This is a genomic window from Pseudomonas sp. CFBP 13602, assembly GCF_014842725.1.
In the GTDB taxonomy this organism is placed as follows: Bacteria; Pseudomonadota; Gammaproteobacteria; order Pseudomonadales; family Pseudomonadaceae; genus Aquipseudomonas; species Aquipseudomonas baltica.
The window spans coordinates 357,552-378,053 of sequence record NZ_JACYVT010000004.1 but is presented as its reverse complement, the minus strand read 5'-3'; the positions used below and the strand labels follow the sequence as shown (position 1 = coordinate 378,053).

At 63.6% G+C, this 20,502-nt stretch carries 20 protein-coding genes; 9 read left to right on the top strand and 11 right to left on the bottom strand.

Translation table 11 applies throughout. From position 1 onward, the window contains the following. Nucleotide 1 precedes the first annotated feature (1 nt). The 5 genes from IFU31_RS10600 to IFU31_RS10580 are packed head-to-tail and all read right to left on the bottom strand — an operon-like array spanning nucleotide 2 to nucleotide 3,680. Nucleotides 2-1,078 (bottom strand): 2Fe-2S iron-sulfur cluster-binding protein, encoded by a 1,077-nt coding sequence (locus IFU31_RS10600; RefSeq protein WP_192102871.1) that lies wholly within the window; start codon nucleotides 1,076-1,078, stop codon nucleotides 2-4. A gap of 3 nt (nucleotides 1,079-1,081) precedes the next feature. Then, a complete protein-coding gene (locus IFU31_RS10595; RefSeq protein ID WP_192102979.1) occupies nucleotides 1,082-1,984 on the bottom strand; it encodes a diiron oxygenase in 903 nt (300 codons plus the stop codon). Nucleotides 1,985-2,044: 60 nt separating this feature from the next. Further along, complete coding sequence (locus IFU31_RS10590; RefSeq protein WP_049862045.1) at nucleotides 2,045-2,272, bottom strand: hypothetical protein; 228 nt, start codon at nucleotides 2,270-2,272, stop codon at nucleotides 2,045-2,047. Between the two features lie 5 nt (nucleotides 2,273-2,277). Then, nucleotides 2,278-2,985 (bottom strand): MOSC domain-containing protein, encoded by a 708-nt coding sequence (locus tag IFU31_RS10585; RefSeq protein WP_192102870.1) that lies wholly within the window; start codon nucleotides 2,983-2,985, stop codon nucleotides 2,278-2,280. Beyond that, entirely contained in the window at nucleotides 2,982-3,680 is a 699-nt protein-coding gene (locus tag IFU31_RS10580) for a glutamine amidotransferase (protein ID WP_192102869.1), read from the bottom strand. The genes IFU31_RS10585 and IFU31_RS10580 overlap by 4 nt, the downstream gene beginning before the upstream one ends. A gap of 28 nt (nucleotides 3,681-3,708) precedes the next feature. Between IFU31_RS10580 and IFU31_RS10575 the strand changes: the two genes are divergently transcribed. Further along, on the top strand, nucleotides 3,709-5,019 hold the full coding sequence (locus IFU31_RS10575) for an aminotransferase class I/II-fold pyridoxal phosphate-dependent enzyme (protein ID WP_192102868.1): 1,311 nt from the start codon (nucleotides 3,709-3,711) through the stop codon (nucleotides 5,017-5,019). Between the two features lie 78 nt (nucleotides 5,020-5,097). Here IFU31_RS10575 and orn read toward each other — a convergent pair whose 3' ends face one another. Next, nucleotides 5,098-5,640 (bottom strand): oligoribonuclease, encoded by a 543-nt coding sequence (orn, locus tag IFU31_RS10570; RefSeq protein ID WP_192102867.1) that lies wholly within the window; start codon nucleotides 5,638-5,640, stop codon nucleotides 5,098-5,100. 95 nt (nucleotides 5,641-5,735) lie between these two features. On the opposite strand from orn, the gene rsgA reads away from it, so the two are divergent. Beyond that, complete coding sequence (gene rsgA / locus IFU31_RS10565) at nucleotides 5,736-6,767, top strand: small ribosomal subunit biogenesis GTPase RsgA (protein ID WP_122480386.1); 1,032 nt, start codon at nucleotides 5,736-5,738, stop codon at nucleotides 6,765-6,767. Here rsgA and IFU31_RS10560 read toward each other — a convergent pair. Continuing rightward, a complete protein-coding gene (locus tag IFU31_RS10560) occupies nucleotides 6,761-7,699 on the bottom strand; it encodes a LysR family transcriptional regulator (protein ID WP_192055776.1) in 939 nt (312 codons plus the stop codon). The two genes, rsgA and IFU31_RS10560, sit on opposite strands and share 7 nt — an antisense overlap. A 98-nt stretch (nucleotides 7,700-7,797) precedes the next feature. Between IFU31_RS10560 and IFU31_RS10555 the strand changes: the two genes are divergently transcribed. Further along, nucleotides 7,798-8,997 (top strand): aspartate aminotransferase family protein, encoded by a 1,200-nt coding sequence (locus IFU31_RS10555; RefSeq protein ID WP_192102866.1) that lies wholly within the window; start codon nucleotides 7,798-7,800, stop codon nucleotides 8,995-8,997. A 186-nt stretch (nucleotides 8,998-9,183) separates the two neighbouring features. Beyond that, nucleotides 9,184-9,651: a toll/interleukin-1 receptor domain-containing protein gene (locus IFU31_RS10550; protein WP_163007695.1), complete on the top strand. Its 468-nt coding sequence runs from the start codon at nucleotides 9,184-9,186 to the stop codon at nucleotides 9,649-9,651. 34 nt (nucleotides 9,652-9,685) lie between these two features. On the opposite strand, the gene motB is transcribed toward IFU31_RS10550, so the two are convergent. Beyond that, nucleotides 9,686-10,711: a flagellar motor protein MotB gene (gene motB, locus IFU31_RS10545; RefSeq protein ID WP_192102865.1), complete on the bottom strand. Its 1,026-nt coding sequence runs from the start codon at nucleotides 10,709-10,711 to the stop codon at nucleotides 9,686-9,688. A gap of 3 nt (nucleotides 10,712-10,714) precedes the next feature. Beyond that, the gene (gene motA / locus IFU31_RS10540) at nucleotides 10,715-11,566 is read right to left on the bottom strand and encodes a flagellar motor stator protein MotA (protein WP_122480391.1); all 852 of its coding nucleotides are present in this window, start codon (nucleotides 11,564-11,566) and stop codon (nucleotides 10,715-10,717) included. A gap of 169 nt (nucleotides 11,567-11,735) precedes the next feature. On the opposite strand from motA, the gene IFU31_RS10535 reads away from it, so the two are divergent. The 4 genes from IFU31_RS10535 (at nucleotide 11,736) to IFU31_RS10520 (ending at nucleotide 16,963) form a co-directional block, all read left to right on the top strand. After that, the gene (locus IFU31_RS10535) at nucleotides 11,736-13,256 is read left to right on the top strand and encodes an HDOD domain-containing protein (RefSeq protein WP_342345286.1); all 1,521 of its coding nucleotides are present in this window, start codon (nucleotides 11,736-11,738) and stop codon (nucleotides 13,254-13,256) included. Between the two features lie 43 nt (nucleotides 13,257-13,299). Continuing rightward, on the top strand, nucleotides 13,300-14,115 hold the full coding sequence (locus IFU31_RS10530; protein WP_192102864.1) for a rhodanese-like domain-containing protein: 816 nt from the start codon (nucleotides 13,300-13,302) through the stop codon (nucleotides 14,113-14,115). Nucleotides 14,116-14,124: 9 nt separating this feature from the next. After that, complete coding sequence (gene asd, locus IFU31_RS10525; protein WP_192102863.1) at nucleotides 14,125-15,024, top strand: archaetidylserine decarboxylase; 900 nt, start codon at nucleotides 14,125-14,127, stop codon at nucleotides 15,022-15,024. Between the two features lie 157 nt (nucleotides 15,025-15,181). Continuing rightward, on the top strand, nucleotides 15,182-16,963 hold the full coding sequence (locus IFU31_RS10520; RefSeq protein ID WP_192102862.1) for a molecular chaperone: 1,782 nt from the start codon (nucleotides 15,182-15,184) through the stop codon (nucleotides 16,961-16,963). Nucleotides 16,964-16,975: 12 nt separating this feature from the next. On the opposite strand, the gene serB is transcribed toward IFU31_RS10520, so the two are convergent. Continuing rightward, nucleotides 16,976-17,926 (bottom strand): phosphoserine phosphatase SerB, encoded by a 951-nt coding sequence (gene serB, locus IFU31_RS10515; RefSeq protein ID WP_244657669.1) that lies wholly within the window; start codon nucleotides 17,924-17,926, stop codon nucleotides 16,976-16,978. A gap of 192 nt (nucleotides 17,927-18,118) precedes the next feature. On the opposite strand from serB, the gene IFU31_RS10510 reads away from it, so the two are divergent. Then, nucleotides 18,119-19,621, top strand: a complete 1,503-nt coding sequence (locus tag IFU31_RS10510; protein ID WP_192102861.1) for a histidine kinase — start codon at nucleotides 18,119-18,121, stop codon at nucleotides 19,619-19,621. Nucleotides 19,622-19,681: 60 nt separating this feature from the next. Here IFU31_RS10510 and IFU31_RS10505 read toward each other — a convergent pair whose 3' ends face one another. Further along, nucleotides 19,682-20,386 carry a PqiC family protein gene (locus tag IFU31_RS10505; protein WP_122480397.1) on the bottom strand — a complete coding sequence of 235 codons (705 nt, stop codon included), beginning with the start codon at nucleotides 20,384-20,386 and terminating at the stop codon, nucleotides 19,682-19,684. Nucleotides 20,387-20,502: the final 116 nt, after the last annotated feature.

The following is a 20,502-nucleotide window of genomic DNA, read 5'->3' as shown; positions in this document are numbered from 1 at the left end:
TTCACGAGGTCCGGAGACACAGCGTGAGTTCATCGCCCACAGGATAGCTGCAACACGCCAATGCGTACCCAGCCGCGCGCTCCTGTACGCTCAGTGCAAAATCGGCCTCGCTGCGACATTCCCCTTTCAGGACTTTAATCTTGCACGCACCACAAATTCCAGCACGACACTGACTGCGCACTTTCAGGCCCTGGGATTCCAACTGCGCAAGCAGGGTCAGCGAATGAACCGCTTCGAACTCGACCCCCGACGCGGGGATCTTCAAACGCACCGTTCCAGTGTCGGCCTGCTTGGCGGGCAACGGCGAATCGGCCGAGCTGAATGCTTCGATAAAGTACTGGGCCCCACCATGCCGAACCTGCATGGCCCGGTGTATTTCTACAGCGAATGCCTGGCTTCCGCAGATTACGATGCCTTGCGACGCCTCCAGGGCGTCCAGTACCCCCTGGTTTGGACGCCCCCTCCACAAGCAGCCGTTGTCTTGGTACAACGACTGCCGGGTGACATGGATGCGCAAAGTGAACCAGCGTTCGGCAAGCTCCAGGGTCATCAACTCGGCGAAGCATGGCACGGCTTCCAGAGAGGGCGTGCACAACAGCAATGTGATCCGTGGCACTCGGCGGCCTTGCCGTGCCCATTGCCTGAATTCGCGTATCAATGCCCAAGGCAAGGTAAACCCGATACCACCAGCCAACAGCGCCACGCTATCCAAACCAGAAAGTTGTTGCGCCGTGATATCTCCTGCAACGCCCACACAGCGCACCAAGGCGCCGACCATCAGATGATTGAACATCGTCTCTGACAACCCTTTGGAAGGCACGCGCTGGACGATGATCTCAACCTGCCAGCGCGTGGGGCAGGCCACTATCGAATAGCAGGCCGTGCGAACTTGACCGGTAGCACCTGCGTATTCAAGTATCAGGTAACGGCCTGGGACATAGTCTTCTTCACGCTGTTCATCGAGCACCGTGAAGACAAATCTCCTCGCGTTCTCGGCAACGTCGCATGCCACATCACACCGTAGAAAACCTGGCCCAACTGGCTCTACTGCAGATGAATTGTTCTTGGCCGAAAGCACCATCTATTCCAGACCTATACGCGCAAGGAGACTGAAAACCGACTCGGTGTAGACCTCTACTTCGCTCGATTGAGAACACTCCAGAAGCATTGCCTCATACCCTTGGAATCCCGCTAGAGAAAGCGCCCGAGCCCACGCGCCCAGTTCGTTATCGGCAAACATCTCTACCGTCTTGGCAATCACAGCCTGCAAGTACGTTCGTTCGCCGACACTTAGCGTGTGGACGATATCGCACGCTACAAAACTGAAAACACTTGAATGGCTCCACTCATCCACCGCGTGAGTACGAGTCACCTCATGGCACACCTGCTGGATGGAGTCATCCTCGGACAAGGTTTTCAGGTAGTCAGTGATCAAGGTTTCACTGGCACAGGCAATACCGAATCGAGTGAGCCGCCGCTGCCACTCAGCCTTACATGTGGACAATATCTGGTCCCGCCAGCGGATGAGATTGAAGTCGCTGAAATCGAGGTAGGGCAGCTTGCGGTTCAGATAGATGTAATTGCATGCCGTGACTGACATCTTTGTATGCAGCGCTTCGTCAAGCAGCGCCTCAGACATCACTCGCTGCAGGATGTCGCGGTTGCGAGACTCAACAGGTGGCCTTTTGATAATGTCCTCGCAGGCAGGTGTCACAATGTCGCATTCGATATAAATGGTTTTGAGGTTATAGATAATCCAGCCATAGGACAGACATCTGGATTTCATTTCAGCCGTAGCTGCCTGCCAGGCTGGATGACTTCGAAACGGAACCAGCGACTCGCTAAAGTCCAACCTGCCGTGTTCGAAGAGCAATTCGCTGTACGGGGTCGCATCATTATTGACTGCTGCCCGTACGTTCCACAAAGAAGACAACTTCTCCAGCATGTTCCTGACGCCATCATGGCTTTCCGGACCAACTTCCATATTCACGTGCTGTGTACCTCTTTACCTGTAATGTTCAACCAATTGCGCCATTGATGGCATTCAAGTCTTTGCAAACATGCCCTGCGCATACAGCAACCGAATCCCGTCAGGCGTGGATTCCAACAACCGGCGCTCACCCGTTTTGCGTTGTATGTCGAGGGTGTAGCCCTCGCCTTCGGGGAAGCGGCGGACCACATCCGCCAATGCATGCTCGGCAGCGGCATGCTCTATATCGAACTGGCACCAGTACGCCCGGTGCAATTGAACGATGACGCGAAAGTGCTGCATGGTTTCTACTCTCCTGAAAGGGGACCCAGCACTCGGCTGGCCCAGTTCTCGATCTGGCCCGTTGTCAGGCGCCGCTCCACGAGTGAGCGCCAGGATGGTACGAGCGGCAGTTGCGCAAGTTGGCTCAACTCATCGAGGTCCAGCGGCCGTTCGTACAAGAGCGCGATGACTCTGCGCAACGGCCATCGAGGGATGGGGCGGTCCTCGAGCACCATTGCGTCGCCTGCTCGCAGGACACCGCCCTCGAGGATCCGGTAATACCAGCCGGTCATTGCACTGGCCTGCATGCGCAAGGCCATATCGCTCACCTCGAAGCGGTCGCTGAGCTTCCAGCAAGGCTGGCGGGTCTGGCTGACTTCGAGGAGCACGTCGCCGCAGCGAAAGATGTCACCCAGGCAAACGGTGGTTTCGTCGAGACCGACAGTCGACAGGTTCTCACCGAATGCGCCTGGCCGTGCAAGGCGTGGATGCTCGCCGATGAGCTGTGTCCACTCCTGATAGTGCTCGAACGGGTAGTGGTGAAGGGCTTTGTCGGGGCCTCCATGGATGCGGCGGTCCCCCTGCTCATCGCCTGTTATTCCCAGCGTTCCCACTTCAACCGGTCCGCACACCGACTCCTTGTCGATACCGGTGAAACTGCCTGGGCGCGTAAAACGGCGAGACTTGCCCGCGAGCACGTGCCGCAACTCGATGACGGACCGCGCCCCACTCATCGCAGGCGCGCCAGCCAGTCGATCAGGATCGTACTGGCTGCTTGTACGCCTGCAGAACCCAAGGCCTGAGCCTGGGCGCGCAGTTCGCGGGGGTCGATTCGCTGTTGATGCAGTTCGTTGGCGTGGCCGACCAGCCATGCTTCGAGTGCCTGCGGTGCCACCTCGAGATGAAATTGCAGCGCGAGCACCTGATCGCCCACGCTGAATGCCTGATGGGGGCAGGCCTCGGTGCTGGCTAGCAGCGTGGCCTGCGCTGGAATGTCGAACTGATCGCCGTGCCAGTGCAATACGGGTATTCCGTTCGCCAGGGACTCCAGTACCGAGGCGCTTCCGGCTGCGGTCAGCGTGACGGGGCCGAAGCCGATTTCCTTATGGCCCATGGCGGCAACGTCGGCGCCCAGGGCGCGAGCGATCAGCTGAGCGCCCAGGCAGATGCCCAACAAGGGTTTACCGTTGTCCAGGCGTTGGCGGATGAGCTGGAGTTCGTCCAACAGGAATGGGTACAGCCCTTCATCGAAAGCGCCAATGGGCCCGCCAAGGATGATCAGCAGGTCTGCCGAGCTCACATCGAGCGACGCCAGCGGGTGCAGAGGCGCCTCTATCGTTTCGATTTCATAGCCTTCGGCTTCCAGCACCGCAGCCAGGCAACCCAGGTCTTCGAACGCGAGGTGACGCAGAACCAATGCTCTTTTCATTTTTGTACCAATACAATAATATGAATGTATGAATACATTATTGACGAATGCATCCACTGCCGTCGAGATCGCCGACGCCATCGAGCGGCAGATCCGCCAGGGTGATTTGCTTCAAAACGCTTCGCTGCCTTCGGTCCGCAACCTGGCCATGCAGCTCGAGGTCAGCCCCAATACCGTCGCGGCGGCCTATGGAAGGCTGCGCGACAGCGGCCTGTTGATCACCGACGGGCGCCGCGGCACGCGCGTCAATGCACCTGGGTCGCAGGTCGCCGAACACGGCTTCGTTATCCCTCAGGGCCTCGACGACATGGCCAGCGGCAATCTGGATGCCGCGCTGTTGCCAGCCGCGGATCACGACTGGCTGCTGCGCAACTTCAAGCAGAATGGTTTCGACCAGTTCGGCGATGATCCACAGCTATCCGGCCTGGCACGCGACTGGCTCGTGAGCCAGCGATTGCCCAGCGAGCACGTGGGCGTGTATTGCGGGGCGCTGGACGCTGTGGAGCGAGCACTGCGGGCGCGCTGCCGACCCGGCGCCACGGTGCTGATCGAAGACCCGTGCTGGCCACCGTTGCGCGATCTACTCGCCGGGCTGCAGCTCAAGCCGGTGACCCTGGCGATGGACGACCATGGCGCGCTGCCACCGGCGCCCGAGGTGCTGCGCGGTGCGGCGGCCGTGGTATTGACGCCTCGCGCGCAGAACCCGACCGGCTGTTCGTTCGACGCCCAGCGGTGGCGGCAGTGGTCGCAGGCCATGCAGGACCCGGTGCAGACCCTGTTGGTGATCGACGATCATTGGGGGCCGCTGAGCCAGGCCCCGACCATTGATTTGCAGCCGCTGCCACAGCAATGGGTCTACGTGCTGTCGACCAGCAAGTTTCTGGGCCCTGATCTGCGGGTGTCGATTGCCGGCGCCAGCGCGTCCCTGCACGCCGAGATGCAACGCCAGCAGCGGGTAGGCCCGCGCTGGGTCAGTCTGCTGCTGCAACGGCTGACCGCTCATCTGTGGAGCGCGATGCTGCACGGGAATCGTTTGGCGGAAGTCGGGGCAGCCTATCGAAGCCGACGACGCTCGCTGGTCGAGGCGCTCGAACTCAACGGTGTGAGGCCGTCCAGTTCGGGTGAAGGCCTGCACCTGTGGGTGCCGGTTGCGGATGAAACCTCGACGGTGCAGGCCTTGGCCGCCGCGGGTTGGGCGGTCCAGGCAGGGAGCCCGTTTCGGTTGCAGAGCGGGCAGGCGGTGCGTGTCAGTGTCGGCAACCTGGCTCATACCGATATTGCGCGGTTGGCCGGCGATATCGCCAGTGCCATGCAGGCACCGCGGCGTCGTGTGTATTGAGAGAGGTAGGCTTGAGGGCCTCTTCGCGGGCAGAGGGATCGCCGCCCGCTTCGCTCCCACAGCAGAGGTTTCCGGGCTTCAGAACTTGATGAAATGCTTGCGGTAGTGTTGCAGCTCGGCGATGGATTCGCGGATGTCGTCCAGGGCCAGGTGGGTGCTGCCCTTCTGGAAGCTGTCCTTGACCTCCGGGGCCCAGCGCGCGGCCAGCTCCTTGAGGGTCGAAACGTCGAGGTTGCGGTAGTGGAAGTAGTTTTCCAGTTCGCGCATGTGGCGGTAGAGGAAGCGGCGATCCTGGCAGATGCTGTTGCCGCAGATCGGCGACTTGCCCTTGGGCACCCATTTCTCGAGGAACGCAAGGGTCTGCGCCTGTGCATCGGCCATGCTGACGGTGCTCTCGCGCACCCGCTGGGTCAGGCCGGAGCCGCCGTGCTGACGGGTGTTCCAGTCGTCCATGCCGGCGAGGATCTCGTCGCTCTGGTGGATGGCGATGACCGGCCCTTCGGCCAGGGTATTGAGGTCGCTGTCGGTGACGATGGTGGCCATTTCGATGATGACATCGTGATCCGGGTCCAGGCCGGTCATTTCCAGGTCGATCCAGATCAGGTTCTGTGGGTTCTGCATGAAAGTCTCCTCGGCGTAGCTGCGCAGTTTAGCCTAGCCGGCCGTGCTAGTATCCCGCCTTCGTCAACACCTGCATTCATTTACACGGAACACACATGGCCAAACGCCAACTGAACCGCCGCCAGAACTGGCGTATCGAAAAAATCCAGGGCGAGCGCGCTGCCCGCGCCGCCAAGCGTGAGTCCCAGGCCCTGGAGACGCTGGAAGGCGGTGACCTGGGCCCCGAGCAGACAGGGCTGGTAATCGCGCACTTCGGTGTTCAGGTGGAAGTCGAGGCGCTGGAAGGCGAACAGACCGGTCAGGTTTGCCGCTGCTACCTGCGCGCCAACCTGCCGGCGCTGGTCACTGGCGACAAGGTGGTCTGGCGCGCCGGCAATCAGGGCATTGGTGTCATCGTTGCCCAACTGCCGCGCAGCACCGAGCTGTGCCGCCCCGACAGCCGCGGGCAGCTCAAGCCGGTCGCGGCCAACGTCGACCTGATCGTCATCGTGTTCGCGCCCATGCCCGAACCCCATGCCAACCTGATCGACCGCTACCTGGTAGCCGCCGAACACGCGGGCATCCATCCCCTGCTGCTGCTGAACAAAGCCGACCTGATCGACGAGCAGAACGCGCCGGCGCTCAACGCGCTGCTGGCGGTGTATCGCCAGCTGGGTTACCCACTGCTCGAGGTCTCGGCCCATCAGGGCGATGGCATGCAGCAGTTGCAGGCACGCCTGGATGGTCACATCAGCGTATTCGTCGGCCAGTCCGGCGTAGGCAAGTCATCGCTGGTCAACAGCCTGCTGCCTGAAGTGCAGGCCCGCGTGGGTGCGCTGTCGGAATGGTCCGGCCAGGGCACGCACACCACCACCACCGCACGGTTGTTCCACTTCCCCGGCGGCGGTGAGCTGATCGACTCCCCCGGTATCCGCGAGTTCGGCCTGGGCCATGTCAGCCGCGCCGACGTCGAAGCCGGCTTCATCGAGTTCGCCGACCTGCTCGGCACCTGTCGCTTCCGCGACTGCAAGCATGACCGCGAACCCGGCTGCGCCTTGCTCGCAGCACTGGACGATGGCCGTGTGCAGCAGCAGCGCATGAACAGCTACCGCTCGATCATCGCCAGCCTGACCCAGGACACCTACTGATCCAGGGTATCTGCTGACCCTGAGGCCGGCTGCGGCCCCAGGGTCTGGACGATGTAGTCCACGAATGCGCGCAGCTTCGGCGAACGGTAGCGCGCCTGTGGATAAAGCAGGTGCATGGGTCTGCCGGGCAACGCGTATCGAGCCAGTACCTGGACCAGCTTGCCTTCCTCGAGATCGCCACGCACCAGCACGTCGGGAAGCATCACCAGGCCCATGCCCGCCAGGGCGGCCTGACGCAGCCCGGCGCTGCTGTTGGTGACCAGACGCCCTCGAACATCGACGCCGATCGAGCCATTGGGCCCCTGCATGGACCACCGCTTTTGCGTGCCGCGCCACTCATCGCCCGGGTTGTACATGAACTGCAGGCACTCGTGCGCAGCCAGCTCTTCGGGGTGGCCAGGCGTGCCATGGCGACGCAGGTAGTCCGGGGACGCACAGATGCTCAGCCGATAGTCATCCAGGGGACGTGCGATCAAGGTCGAGGGCTCCAGATTACCCAGGCGCAGGGCGGCGTCGTACCGGCCGTCGAGCATGTCCTGTACCTGATCGCCGAGGCTGAGGCTGACGCTGATCTGCGGATAGCGCTGAAGAAACCCCGCCAGTGCCGGCGCCAGGCACTCGGCGCCGAAGGTGGGCGGCGCGGTGATCCGTAACAGGCCCTGCGGGGTGCCTTGAGTGTGTTCGGCCCAGCGCTCGGAATCGGCGACCAGCCCCAGCACCTCCAGGCAGCGCTGGTAGTAGGCCTGGCCCGCGTCGGTCACCTGCTGACGGCGCGTGGTGCGCAGCAACAGGGTAACGCCCAGACGCTGCTCCAATGCCTGCAGATGGTTGCTGACCATGGTCGTGGACAGGTCGCAGGCGTTGGCGGCTGCCGTCATGGTGCCTAGCTCCACGACTTTCACGTACACCTGCATGGCTTGGAACAGATCCATTATCAACTCCAAGTGAAAAGTGCATCCAGTCTAGCGGCGTTTATCCATCTGAGCTTGAAGGGAATACTGCAGATTCATATCCCCCCGAGCGATTCGCGATGAGCGCCAGCCACTTGATGCCGACCTATCAACCCCTGCCCCTGACGTTCAGCCGCGGCCTCGGCACCCGCCTGTGGGACGACAGCGGCCGCGAATACCTGGATGCACTGGCCGGCGTGGCGGTGACCAACGTGGGCCATAGCCATCCCGACGTGGTAGCCGCCATTGCCGAACAAGCCGGGCTGTTGCTGCACACGTCCAACCTGTATGCCATCGACTGGCAGCAACGATTGGGCGCGAAGCTGGCTGAAAAATCCGGCCTGGCCCTGGCGTTTTTCAACAATTCGGGGGCCGAGGCCAACGAGACCGCATTGAAGCTGGCCCGTCTGCATGGCCATGCCCGCGGCATCGCCCGGCCTTTGGTGGTGGTCATGAACAACGCCTTTCACGGGCGCACCCTGGCCACCCTGGCAGCCAGCGACGGCGCGCACTTGAGCGCCGGACTGGGCCAACTGCCGGGGGATTGCGTGAAGATCCCCTTCGCCGACCTCGACGCGCTGGCCAGCGTCACCCAGGCGTTCGGACAGCGCATTGCGGCAGTGTTGCTCGAACCGATTCAGGGCGAAAGCGGTGTGCATGTCGCCTCTGCCGCCTACCTGCGCGCCCTGCGTGAGCACTGCGACCACCATGGCTGGTTGCTGATGCTCGATGAGATCCAGAGTGGCATCGGTCGCACCGGCCAGTGGTTCGCCTACCAGCATGCGGGCATCCAGCCAGATGTGCTCACGCTGGCCAAGGCCCTGGGCAATGGCATTCCGATCGGCGCCTGCCTGGCCAGCGCGGCAGTAGGCCGCCTGTTCACGCCCGGCAGCCATGGCAGCACGTTCGGCGGCAACCCGCTGGCTTGCCGGGTTGGCTGCACGGTGCTTGACATCATCGAGCGCGAGGGGCTGCTGGACAACGCCGCGCGCCAGGGGCAGGCGCTGCTCGAACGCTTGCGCAGCGAAGTGGGCGTCTTGCCCGGAGTCAAGGCTGTGCGCGGCGTGGGCCTGATGATCGGCGTGGAGCTGGACCGGCCCTGTCGCGAACTGATGCAGCGGGCGGCGCAAGAGCATGCCCTGCTGATCAACGTGACCCGTGGCACCACCCTGCGCCTGCTGCCGCCCTTGATCCTGAGCGCGGCTGAGGTGGAGCGTATTGCCGATGCCCTGTACGCCCTGGTGCGCGCGACGGAAGGGTTTTGCACAGGTGCCGGCTAGAGGAATTGGCTGCAGGAGAAGTTACTTTCCTAGGTAAGGAATGTCTCTTTTGAATGACATACCTTGCCGCTTAAACGGCATTGAACAATCTTTCAACCTTCAACACTCACGATGAAGGTTTTCCATGCTCGACCTGCCCGTTGCCTGCCTGCGCCTCGCTCGACCGACTGCTGGCGGGAGTCGGCGATGAGCGTGTTCATCGGCTACCAGCATGCCGATCATCCACACGCGCTGCGGGTCCGCAAGCAACTGCGCAGGGCCGGGATCGAGGTGCGCATGGACGTGATGGACTTCGAATCGCTGACCACCCTGCATGTCACCGAGACGATCACCGCGCACATCCGTGACTGCACCCACGTGATCCTGATGATGTCCCACAGCAGCGCGCGGCGTTGGTGGATACCCTTCTCCATCGGCGAGGCGACCTCGTGGGACCGACGCATCTGCGTGTATCGAATGGGTGACCAGGCGCTGCCCGAATACCTGGCCCATTGGCCGACCCTGACGCGCACGCAGCAATTGGACTTCGTCATCGAGGCCTACCACCGCGAGGCGGCCCTGCGCATGCCGGCCAGTCAGCGCGAGACGCCGCTGCAGCTGTGTGCGCGCGATATCCACAGGGGCCTGCGCGAACGCATCGGGCGTGGATTCTAGCTCGGCCGCAAGGCTGGGAAGGCGGTGCGTCCCATCAGGGCGCGGGTTTGCCCGGCTCGACCATCTTCGTCGAGCCGTCCTCGAAGAGGTTCAGCCGCTGGCGCAGCTCGCGCGGCTGCACCGGCGCATCGGGATCACCGATCGACGCGCCAGGAGGACTGGCAGCTGGAGGCGCGCCGGGGGCCGGAGTTTCCAGGGCCGGTTGCTCGCCTTCGATATCGCGCTGGGCCTTCTTGGTCAGCACCACGATATCGATACGGCGATTGATGGAGTTCAGCGGATCCTTGCGGTCGAACAGCGAGGAGGAGCCATAGCCAACCACGCGCGCGATCTGCTCTTCCGGGTAGCTGCCGGCTACCAGCGCGCGGCGCGCGGCATTGGCGCGGTTGGACGACAGCTCCCAATTGCCGAAGCCGCCCGCCGCACTGCCGGCGTAGGGCTTGGCATCGGTGTGACCGCTGACGCTGATCTTGTTCGGCACCGCCTTGATGGTGTCCGCCATGGCCAGCAGGATGTCCTCGAAATAGGGTTTGAGCCGCGCACTGCCCAAGTCGAACATCGGCCGATTCTCGGCGTCGGTTATCTGGATGCGCAAACCGTCCTGAGTGATCTCGAAAAGGATCTGGTCCTTGAATTTCTGCAGCTGGGGGTTTTCGTCGACCTTGTTCTGCAGTTCCTGCAGCAACAATTCGAGGCGTTCCTTTTCAACCTGCTGGGCCACTTGCTCGGCCTGCTCGGCCGCGACCTGGGTCGAGGTCTCGGGCTTGGGCGGCGACACCTCGACGTCCGGATTCAGCGTCTTCTCGGGCGATAGTTGAGGCGAGCCGCCCAGGTCGATGACATAGGGCGTGCCGCTTTCGGAGAAGCCGATCGGGTCCTTGAAGTAGCCAGCGATGGCGATCTTCTGTTCAGGCGTGGCTTCGGACAACAGCCACAATACCAGGAAGAACGCCATCATCGCCGTCGCGAAGTCGGCGAACGCGATCTTCCAGGCGCCGCCATGATGGCCGCCGCCAAAGCGCTTGACCCGCTTGACGATGATGGGCTGGTTGTTTTCCATGACTCAGCGACCGCGTACGGCTTGTTCGAGTTCGGCGAAGCTGGGCCGGTGCGCCGGGTACAGCACCTTGCGCCCGAACTCCACGGCCAGCGACGGCGGCATGCCCGAGGCCGAAGCCACCAGCGACGCCTTGATGGCCTCGTAGACGTTCAGTTCTTCCTTGGCATCATGGGCCAGGCAGGTCGCCAAGGGCCCGAAGAAACCATAGGCCGCCAGAATACCCAGGAACGTACCGACCAGGGCGGCGCCGACGTGACCGCCGATCGCTGCCTTGTCGCCATCACCCAGCGAGGCCATGGTCACGACGATACCCAGCACCGCCGCAACGATACCGAAACCGGGCAACGCATCGGCGATGCCGGTGACGGCGTGGGACGGGTGCTCGAGCTCTTCCTTCATGCTCAGCAGCTCCATGTCGAACAGGCCTTCGAGTTCGTGTGGGGCCATGTTGCCCGAAGACATGATGCGCAGGTAATCGCAGATGAACGCCATCATCTGCTCGTCCTTGAGGAGGGCTGGGTACTTGGCGAAGATCGGGCTGGCAGCGACGTCCTCGATGTCGGCCTCGATGGACATCATGCCCTCGCGACGGCTCTTGTTGAGGATCTCGAACAGCAGGCTCAGCACTTCCAGATAGAAGGCATGACTGAAGCGCGACTTGAACATCTTCAGCGACTTCTTCAGTACGATCATGGTGGTGCTGCCGGGGTTGGCCTGCAGGAACGCGCCCAGTGCGGCGCCACCGATGATCAGCACCTCGAAGGGCTGCACCAGGGCAGCCAACTGACCATGGGAAAGAACGTATCCGCCGAGCACGCTCGCGAACACGACAATGATGCCGATAATTTTAGCCATGGATAAAAAACACTTCAGAAGTCGGGTTCATGGACGAAAAAGGTGATGTTGAATCTGTTGTTCTCCTTATCGGCAGAACTGCGCCAGACTATAGGCAGCGGTTTTCAAAAGCCAGTTTGGTCCGTTCGTGTAGTCGGCCTGCATTCAGGCATGCATCAGGATAAGCATAGTGTCCAACGCCAAGCCTCAAACCCTCGACACCTGGCTCGCATTGCTCGATGGCGTGCGCCTGCCGATCCCCAGGCTCTACCACGACAAGGTTCGCGCGGCGATCAAGGACCGACGCCGCTCGCTGCGCGACATCGCTGACCTGATGCAGCACAGCCCGGCGCTGGTGCTCAGCGTGATGCGCGAAGCCAACCGGCATGCCAGCAACAGCCTGGCGGAACCGGCGGAAAGCCTCGAAGTGGCCCTGAACCGGCTGGGCCTGTCGCGTGCCGAAGAGTTGCTGATGCGCCTGCCCGCGCTCGACCCGCAGCAGATGCCGCTAACCCTGCGTCAGTTGCAGATGATCAGCCAGCATGCCAGCCAGCAGGCCAATGGCCTGTTCGCGGCACGGCTGGCGCGGCTGTGGCAGGAGATCCACTGGGGCAGCCTGTTGTTCCTGTCGCCGCTCTGGCCACTGGCTGCCACCTACCCCGAACTGCTCGATGAATGGGAGCGCCGGGTCATTGCCGAGGGCGAAACGGCGGCCACGGTCGAGCAGGCGCTGTTCGGCGTACCGCTGCTGGTGCTCTGCGAGGCACTGGCGCAGAAATGGCGCTTGCCGGCCTGGGTGCTGCACGGCTATCGCCTGCTGCTGGGGGAACGCCGGGCGCTGGTGCAGGCTCTGCACATCGCCCGCGACAACCAGCACCGCCTGCGTCAGCAACAGCAACTGGACGACGAGCCGGCGCTGCGCCGCTGGCTGAACCAGCCGGCCAATACCATCCTGATGGCCAATGGTCTGGCCCTGGCGGCGCAGCACGGCTGGTTCACCCCCCACCTGCAGCGCTGGCAGTACCTGAGCTGCCTGTACCTGCAAGTGCCGCTGGAGCAGGTGCAGCAACAGGTTCATCAACATGCGGTGCACAGCGCCCGTGTGCACTGGGCTACCGACCTGTGGCACCCGGCGCGCAGCCTGCCGTGGCCGCCGCAGCACGCGCCCGCGACGCAGGACAGCGAACCGGCGCCGGCACCCAGCGAAGCGGCACTGGCGGGCTGGCGGCACCTGTGCACGCAGCTGCTGGCCACGCCGACGCCGTTCAACAATGCCTTGCACCTGACCACCTGCGCGCGCGATGCACTGCTCGCATGCGGCATGCAGCGGGTCATGCTGCTGATGGTCGACCGCAGCCATGGCAGCCTGCGCGTGCACCAGAGCGCGGGGCTGCCCAAGGAGGCGGCCGCGCTGAGCCTGGGCATCGAGCACAGCAGCCTGTTGCAGCGGCTGCTCGCCCAACCGACGCAGTTGCGCATGGGCAGCGCCAACAGCGCGCAGCTGCAGGCGCTGCTGCCGGCGACCCTGCGCGCGCTGTTCCGCGGTGAACACCTGCTGCTGCGCTCGCTGGGCGTCGAAAGCCGCGTGCACACGCTGCTGGTCGCCGACCAGGGCGGACGCCCGTTTTCCGAGATCAGTGTGCAGGGCTTCGGCAAGACCGCACAGTGCATCGAGCGCGCGCTGGACACCTTTACCAACCGCAGCCGCTAAGGCTTGCGCTACAATCGTCGTTCCGTTTCGTCTGGAGACCCGAATGCCTGACTTCGCTGGCCTGCCCCTGGTGATCGAGCCCGAGGCGCTGAGTACTCTGCTCGATGCCGCCAACCTGATCGTGGTCGACCTGACCAGCGACGCGCGCTACGCATCCGGGCACATCCGCGGGGCGCGTTTCGTCGATCCCAAGCGTACCCAATTGGGTCAGCCGCCTGCACCGGGGCTGTTGCCCGGGCTGGCGTCACTGGAGCAGCTGTTCGGCGAGCTGGGTCACCACCCGCAGGCGACCTACGTGGTCTACGACGACGAGGGCGGCGGCTGGGCCGGACGCTTCATCTGGCTGCTCGACGTGATCGGCCACTCTCGCTATCACTACCTCGATGGCGGCATCCTGGCCTGGGAGGCCGCAGGCCTGCCGCTGAGCCAGGACACGCCAGCCAGCGCTGGCGGCCCGGTGTCGCTGACCCTGCACGACGAGCCCACCGCAACCCGCGAGTACCTGCAAAGCCGCCTGGGCGCCAGCGACCTGGCCATCTGGGATGCCCGCGGCCCGCTGGAATACTCGGGCGAAAAAGTGCTGGCAGCCAAGGCGGGGCACATTCCCGGTGCGATCAACCTGGAGTGGACCGCCGCCATGGATCCGGCGCGCCAGCTGCGCATCCGCAGCGACGTCGCGCAGATGCTCGACGGCCTGGGCATCACCGCCGACAAGGAAATCATCACTCACTGCCAGACCCATCACCGCTCTGGCTTCACTTATCTCGTGGCCAAGGCGCTGGGCTATCCACGCGTCAAGGGCTATGCCGGTTCCTGGGGCGAATGGGGCAACCACCCCGACACCCCCACCGAAGTTTAAGGACACTCAATGAAAGATCGCCTGTTCATCATCAGCCAGTACCTGCTGCCCCATCACCTGCTCTCGCGCCTGGCCGGGTGCGTTGCCGAATGCCGCTCGCGCTGGTTCAAGAACGCCTTCACCCGCTGGTTCGCCGAGCGCTACAACGTCGACATGTCGCTGGCCCAGGTCGAAGACCTGAGTGCCTACGAGAACTTCAACGCCTTCTTCACCCGTGCCCTGAAGCCCGATGCGCGTCCGCTGGACCCGACCCCCGGTGCAATCCTCTCGCCGGCCGACGGCGCCGTCAGCCAGCTGGGCACCATCGAACACGGTCGCATTTTCCAGGCCAAGGGTCACAGCTTCAGCGTGCTCGAACTGCTGGGCGGCGATCCAGAAAACGCCGCTCCTTTCATGGGTGGCAAGTTCGCTACCATCTACCTGTCACCGCGCGACTACCATCGGGTGCACATGCCACTGGCGGGTACCCTGCGCGAAATGATCTATGTGCCGGGGCGCATCTTCTCGGTCAACCAGACTACCGCCGAGAACGTGCCTGAACTGTTCGCGCGCAACGAACGGGTAGTGTGCATCTTCGACACCGAACGCGGGCCGATGGCCATGGTGCTGGTGGGCGCGATGATCGTCGCTTCGATTGAAACCGTCTGGGCGGGCCTGGTGACGCCGCCCAAGCGCGAACTCAAGACCTTTCGCTACGACGAAGCCGCTCGCGCGCCGATCCATCTGCAGAAGGGTGCCGAGATGGGCCGCTTCAAGCTGGGCTCGACCGTGGTCATGCTGTTTGGCCCGGAGCAAGTCAAATGGGCCCATCATCTGGCCAACTTGTCACCGGTGAACATGGGCCAGGGCATCGGGCTGGCGGCCAGTGCGGACGACGTGGCTCCGGCGCCGGCTTCCACCGTGATCTGAACCGCCTGCGGCCTGCGCGGCGCAGCCTCGGCGACATCGAGGCTGCGACCGTTATCCAATGCTGTTAGAGTCCTTGCATACGGCCAAATGAATGGCCTGTCTTTTCTCGTCGTTCAAGCCCTCGAGCGACGACCTGAGTTGAACCAGGAAACGACCGATGTCGCCACGCCCCCATCTGTTGTTGCGCGCACCGACGCCATCGCAGTTGAGCCTGACCTTCTGCGAAGCGACCCCGCGCGACCTCAAGCGCTGGATTGCCAAGCTGCCCAAGGCCAATCTGGGGGAAACCGCCCGGTTGCTGTACCAGGGCCTTGGCGAGCTCAACCAGCTGCTCACGCCCAGCGAAAACCGCCTGCAACTGCTCGAGCTGCTGCGGCCCGAGGTGTATTTCGTCTGCAAGCATCTGGAACGACACTTCCTCAACCAGTCTATCGTTCTCGACGAGCGCTCACGCAAGGTCGCCAACCTGTGCCAGGCCCTGCAGAACCATCTGGCCGTCGGCTACAAGCAGATCGTGCTGCGCATTAGCGCCACCTACGCGAAAGACCGTGCCTCCAAGGATCGCGCCGCCCTTCTGGCCACCGCTGCGCAGCGCGCCCTGCACTGCCTGAATGGGCCAGTGATGCGCGCCAGCCTGCTGTACTGCCCGGTGCCCGACGGGGTCTGGCTGGAACTGCACCAACTGTACCAGGCGGCCCTGGCTCATCAGTTGCAGAACATCCCGATCAATGACCCGCTGGCCGCGCATGGCACGACCCTGAGCGTGCAGCAAAGCTACACCGCCGCCTTGTTGCTGGGCAGTTCACGCTGCAACCAGATGCGCCAGCAGGCGATCCTGCGTCTGGCCGAAGTGCTCGAGGCCTGGAGCCTGCTGGTGCGTGTGCAGCCTGCCACCCTGGCTTCGAGCCTGTTCGCCATGGCGCCCGACGAAGACAGCCCACCGCGCTACAAGACGCTGTATGAAGAGGATCAGTTGCCACTGCTGGTCGGACTCGACCCCGCCGATCTGGTCGAGGCGATCAAGACGCACCTGGAAATGCCGGTCGAGCAGCGTGCTCAGTCGCGCCTGATCCCCAGCAACTTCAGTATCGATCTGCTGCAACACGTGGCGGCCGCCTGGGGCGACGTGGCGGAACGCACCTTTACCCGCACCCCCGGCCAGGGCAACCTGACGGTGTGCATCGGCATGAGCGCGCTGCATTACTACATTGGCGGCGAGCGTTCCTTCAGCGAGATCCTCAAGCGCCCGGCCCTTTCCCAGAGCGCGCAGTTCGTGCCGGGCGCCGCCACCCAGTCCTGGAGCAGGCCGAGCGAAACCGATCGGCACGGCGACTACGAAGAAATCCAGTACGACCTGCCGAGCGGCGAAGGCAGCGGCGCCGCCAGCGCGTCCAACAATGACCAGCACTTCCCTACCTACGCTCTGCAGATCGTCAACCACAGCCCCGGTGGCTATTGCCTAGCATGGCCAAGGGAAGTTCCGCCGCAGCTGCAGGCCGGAGAAATGATCGGTATTCAGGACACTCAGGCCCAGGGCTGGAGCGTGGCGGTAGTGCGCTGGATCCGTCAGGTGCGCAGTGGCGGCACGCAGATGGGCATCGAGCTGGTGGCACCGCACGCGCAGCCATGCGGTCTGCAACTGGTGCGCGTCAGCGAGCAGAACAGCCAGTTCCTGCGCGGCCTGTTGCTGCCGGAAATCCGCGCCATCGACATACCCGCCTCCCTGCTGGCCCCACGCATGCCGTTCCTGGAAGGCAACAAGGTGATCATCAACACCCAAGGTGAAGAGCGCCCGGCCGGGCTTGGTCAGCGCATGACCGGCACCGGCAGCTTCAACCAGTTCGAATACCACCTGCTGGAAGTGGCCAAACCGGCGCCGGCCGGTGCCGACGATGCGGCGCCCGAAGAAGACTTCGATTCGCTGTGGAAAGACCTCTGAGCCAGCCTGCGTTCAGTCGCGGCGGCCCAGCAGGTACAGCACGGCGTCCAGCCCCAGCACGCTGATGGCCTGACGCGCCGACTGCCGTACCAGCGGCTTGGCACGGAACGCCACGCCCAGACCTGCAATCGCCAGCATGGCCAGGTCGTTGGCACCATCGCCCACGGCGAGGGTCTCGCTCAACTCCACACCCTGCTCACGGGCCAGCTGCTGCAGCAGGTCGGCCTTGCGCTGGGCGTCGACGATCGGCTCGACTGCCACGCCGGTGCATTTGCCGTCGACCACCTGCAGTTCGTTGGCGAACACATGGGTGATGCCCAGGCGCTCCTGCAACTGCCTGGCGAAATACGTGAAGCCACCGGACAGAATGGCCGTTTTCACGCCCATGCGGTTGAGTTCGGCGAACAGTCGCTCGGCCCCTTCACTCAGGCGCAGTTGGGCGCCGATGTCATCGAGGACCGCAACGTCGAGGCCGTCGAGCAGTGCCAGGCGTGCCTTGAAGCTGGCGCGAAAGTCGATTTCGCCGCGCATGGCCTGCTCGGTGATGGCCGCGACGCGTTCGCCGATGCCGGCCGCCTTGGCCAGTTCGTCGATCACCTCGGCCTCGATCAGTGTCGAATCCATGTCGAACACCGCCAGGCGTGGCTGTCGGCGCTGAGGGGATTCGGGCTGGTAGACGATGTCCAGACCCAGCGCGGCGCTGAGCTCAAGCACTTGCCCGCGCAATTGCAGCGGCTGCTCCAGCGTGCCGAGCAGGCCCAGCTCGAAACAGGCGTTGCCGCCCGCCGCCGCAGACAGGCGCTCGATGCTCGCCAACGCCAAGCCATGCTCGCTCAGCAGGCTGATAACCTGCTGCAAGGCAGGGGAACCGACCTGGCGCCCCATCACGCTGACCACATGTTCAGCCGGCGTGGCGGACTGGGCGGCGCTGAACGTGGTATCGGCGGCCACAGCGGCGCGCAAGGCATCGGCGATGCCCGACTGCTCCTGAGCGGTGATGTTGATCAGGACGATTTCGCGCAAGAGGCACCCCGTTTCATGAAAAAAAACGCATTCTAACCACTTTCAGTGACCATCGGGCACAGGCAGCGCTTTGCCGCTCGGAGGGTGCTCGTTATACTGCGCGCCAACTTCACGGACAAAGAGCCGCGCTCAGTGAACCGGCCTACGCCAGTCAAAACCGACAACTTCTTCCTGCTGATCTTCCGAGCCGTGCGGCACCGTCGAGTGCCCCTGGCTTTGCGCATCGCGTTCACCAACATCGTGCTGGTTGCCATTGCCCTGGTGATCTACGCCTGTGTCATGGGTCTGCAGTTCAAGCAGGCCATGCACGAGCAGGCCGACGCGGTGGGGCAGAGCCTGACCACGCAAACGGCCACGTCCGCCACCGAGTTGCTGGTGTCCAACGACATTCTCAGCCTCAACGTGCTGCTCAACAACCTGGTGAAGAACCCGCTGGTCGCCCACGCGGCGATCTTCAGCCCGGACAACCGCATTCTCGCCGAAGCCGGGCAGCGCCCCAAAAGCGGCCTGCTGGGGCAGAGCCAGGGGCTGTACGAAACCAAGATCAACTTCCAGGATGCGCTGGCCGGGCAACTGCGCATCAGCCTGGACATGAATCAGTTCCAGCAGCCGTTGACCATCAGCCTGCAAAGCATGGGCGTTCTGGCCGGTATCCTGTTGGTGCTGGCACTGGCTTTGAGCCTGCGGCTGGGTCGCTACATTTCCACGCCGCTGCTGCAACTGCGGGTCTGGTTGCGCAACCCCGACGAGTTCACCCCGGCCACCCAGCGCACCGACGAGATCGGCGACCTGGCCCGGCAGCTGCACGCACAGCTGGCGCCAGAGCCGCGCGAGCCCGAGGTCGAACCCGACGACACCGACGAAGACGAGGTGCCGCACGCAGCGCCACCCGTGCGCACGGCAACCGCCAAGCCGGGCCCCTTCCCGCCCGTGGCAGCCAAGCCGGTAAAACCGGTCATGCGCCAGATTCAGGCTGACGAAGACGAAGAAGACTTCGGTGACGACCCGTTCGCCGACCTGCGCGAAACCCCGGTGGCCGTGATCAGGCAGCCGACCACTGCCGTGGCTCGGGTGCACACCGACAGCGCCGTGCTGGCCGTGCAACTGGGTGCGCAGGAACAACTGCGTCGCCTGCCCAAGGCACGTCTGGCCGAGCTGCTGGAGCGTTATCACGACTGCCTGCAACAGGCCGCCTCGCTGTACGAGAGCGAAGTGCACATGCTCAACGACGGCAGCACGCTGATGCTGTTCCACAGTGAACACAGCGGTGATGACTACCTGACCAACGCGATCTGCTGCGGCGAACTGTTGCGTGCCCTGGGCCATGCCTTGCAGATCGAGGTCGCCGACAGCGGCATCACCCTGCAACTGCAGTTGGGTCTGGTGCTCAGCGACGAAGTTCACGGCTTGAACTCCATCGACCTGCTGCTGACCGAATCGGCCCAGGATGCACTGGCGCTTTCGCAGCACAGCCGCAACCTGTTGCTGGTGGTGCGCGAGATCGGCGAAGACCCGCTGATCCGTCAACGCGCGCGCATTCGCTCGATCGCCAGCCCCGAAGGTGCCTGCTGCGTCGAGCGTCTGCTGGAGCCCTACCCGTCCCTGCTGGAACGCCAACTGGCACGAATCAGCTGATTGGTTGAGCGTTTGCCCATAAAAAAAGCCCGCAATGCGGGCTTTTTTGTGGGCGCCGTTCTAGAAGCGGAACACTTCCAGATCGGTGCGGATGGGCGTAGCCAGCGGAATCCGCGACTTTTCCTGCTCGCGGCGCACCTGCGCCGGCGCGGACTTGCGCTCCTCAACCAGCGCCGGCTGGTTGGCCAACGGCTTGAGCGCTGCAGTCAGCTGCGCGGCCAGGCGCTGCAGCAGTACGCCCTGGGCCTGGACTTGATCCGCGGTGCCGCCGTCATGCTTTTCCTCGAGATGGACGATGCGGTTGTCGCGCACTTGCCCACGGCGGTCGAGAACACGCCACTGGGCATCCAGGACGGCAGGCTGGCCGCTGCCTGAATCGAGTCGCGTGATCGACAACAGCACCTGGGCGTCAGGCGTGAAGTTGGCGGGCGTAGGCGCCAACACCACGCGCTGGCTGTCCAGGCGCCAGGCCATCTGGCGCAACAGCAACTGGTCGATGTCGGCAGAAAGGCTGCCGGCCCAGCGACCGTCGGTGGACGCTCTCAGGCTGCCGTCGGACTGGCGCTGCAGCAGCGTTTCGCGCTGCAGGTAGTCGGCCACGGATACTGGCCCCAGCAGCACGGCCATACCTCGACTTTCCTTGGGCAGCCCGGGGTTGCCGCTGTCGAGCTGGTACAGGGCCACCGGTTGATGCGTGCTGCATCCGGCCAGTCCCAGCACGCCGCTGAGCAATAAAATCACGGGAAGGCGCAACAGTTTCATCATTTCATCCAGGCGGCTGCCACACGGCAATCGCAGCAATACTTGACCGAGTCGTCTGGACGCTGCCGCTTGGCAGCGCCGCGAAAGGGCCTATCATCCGTGAATCCGCGCCCTGACTC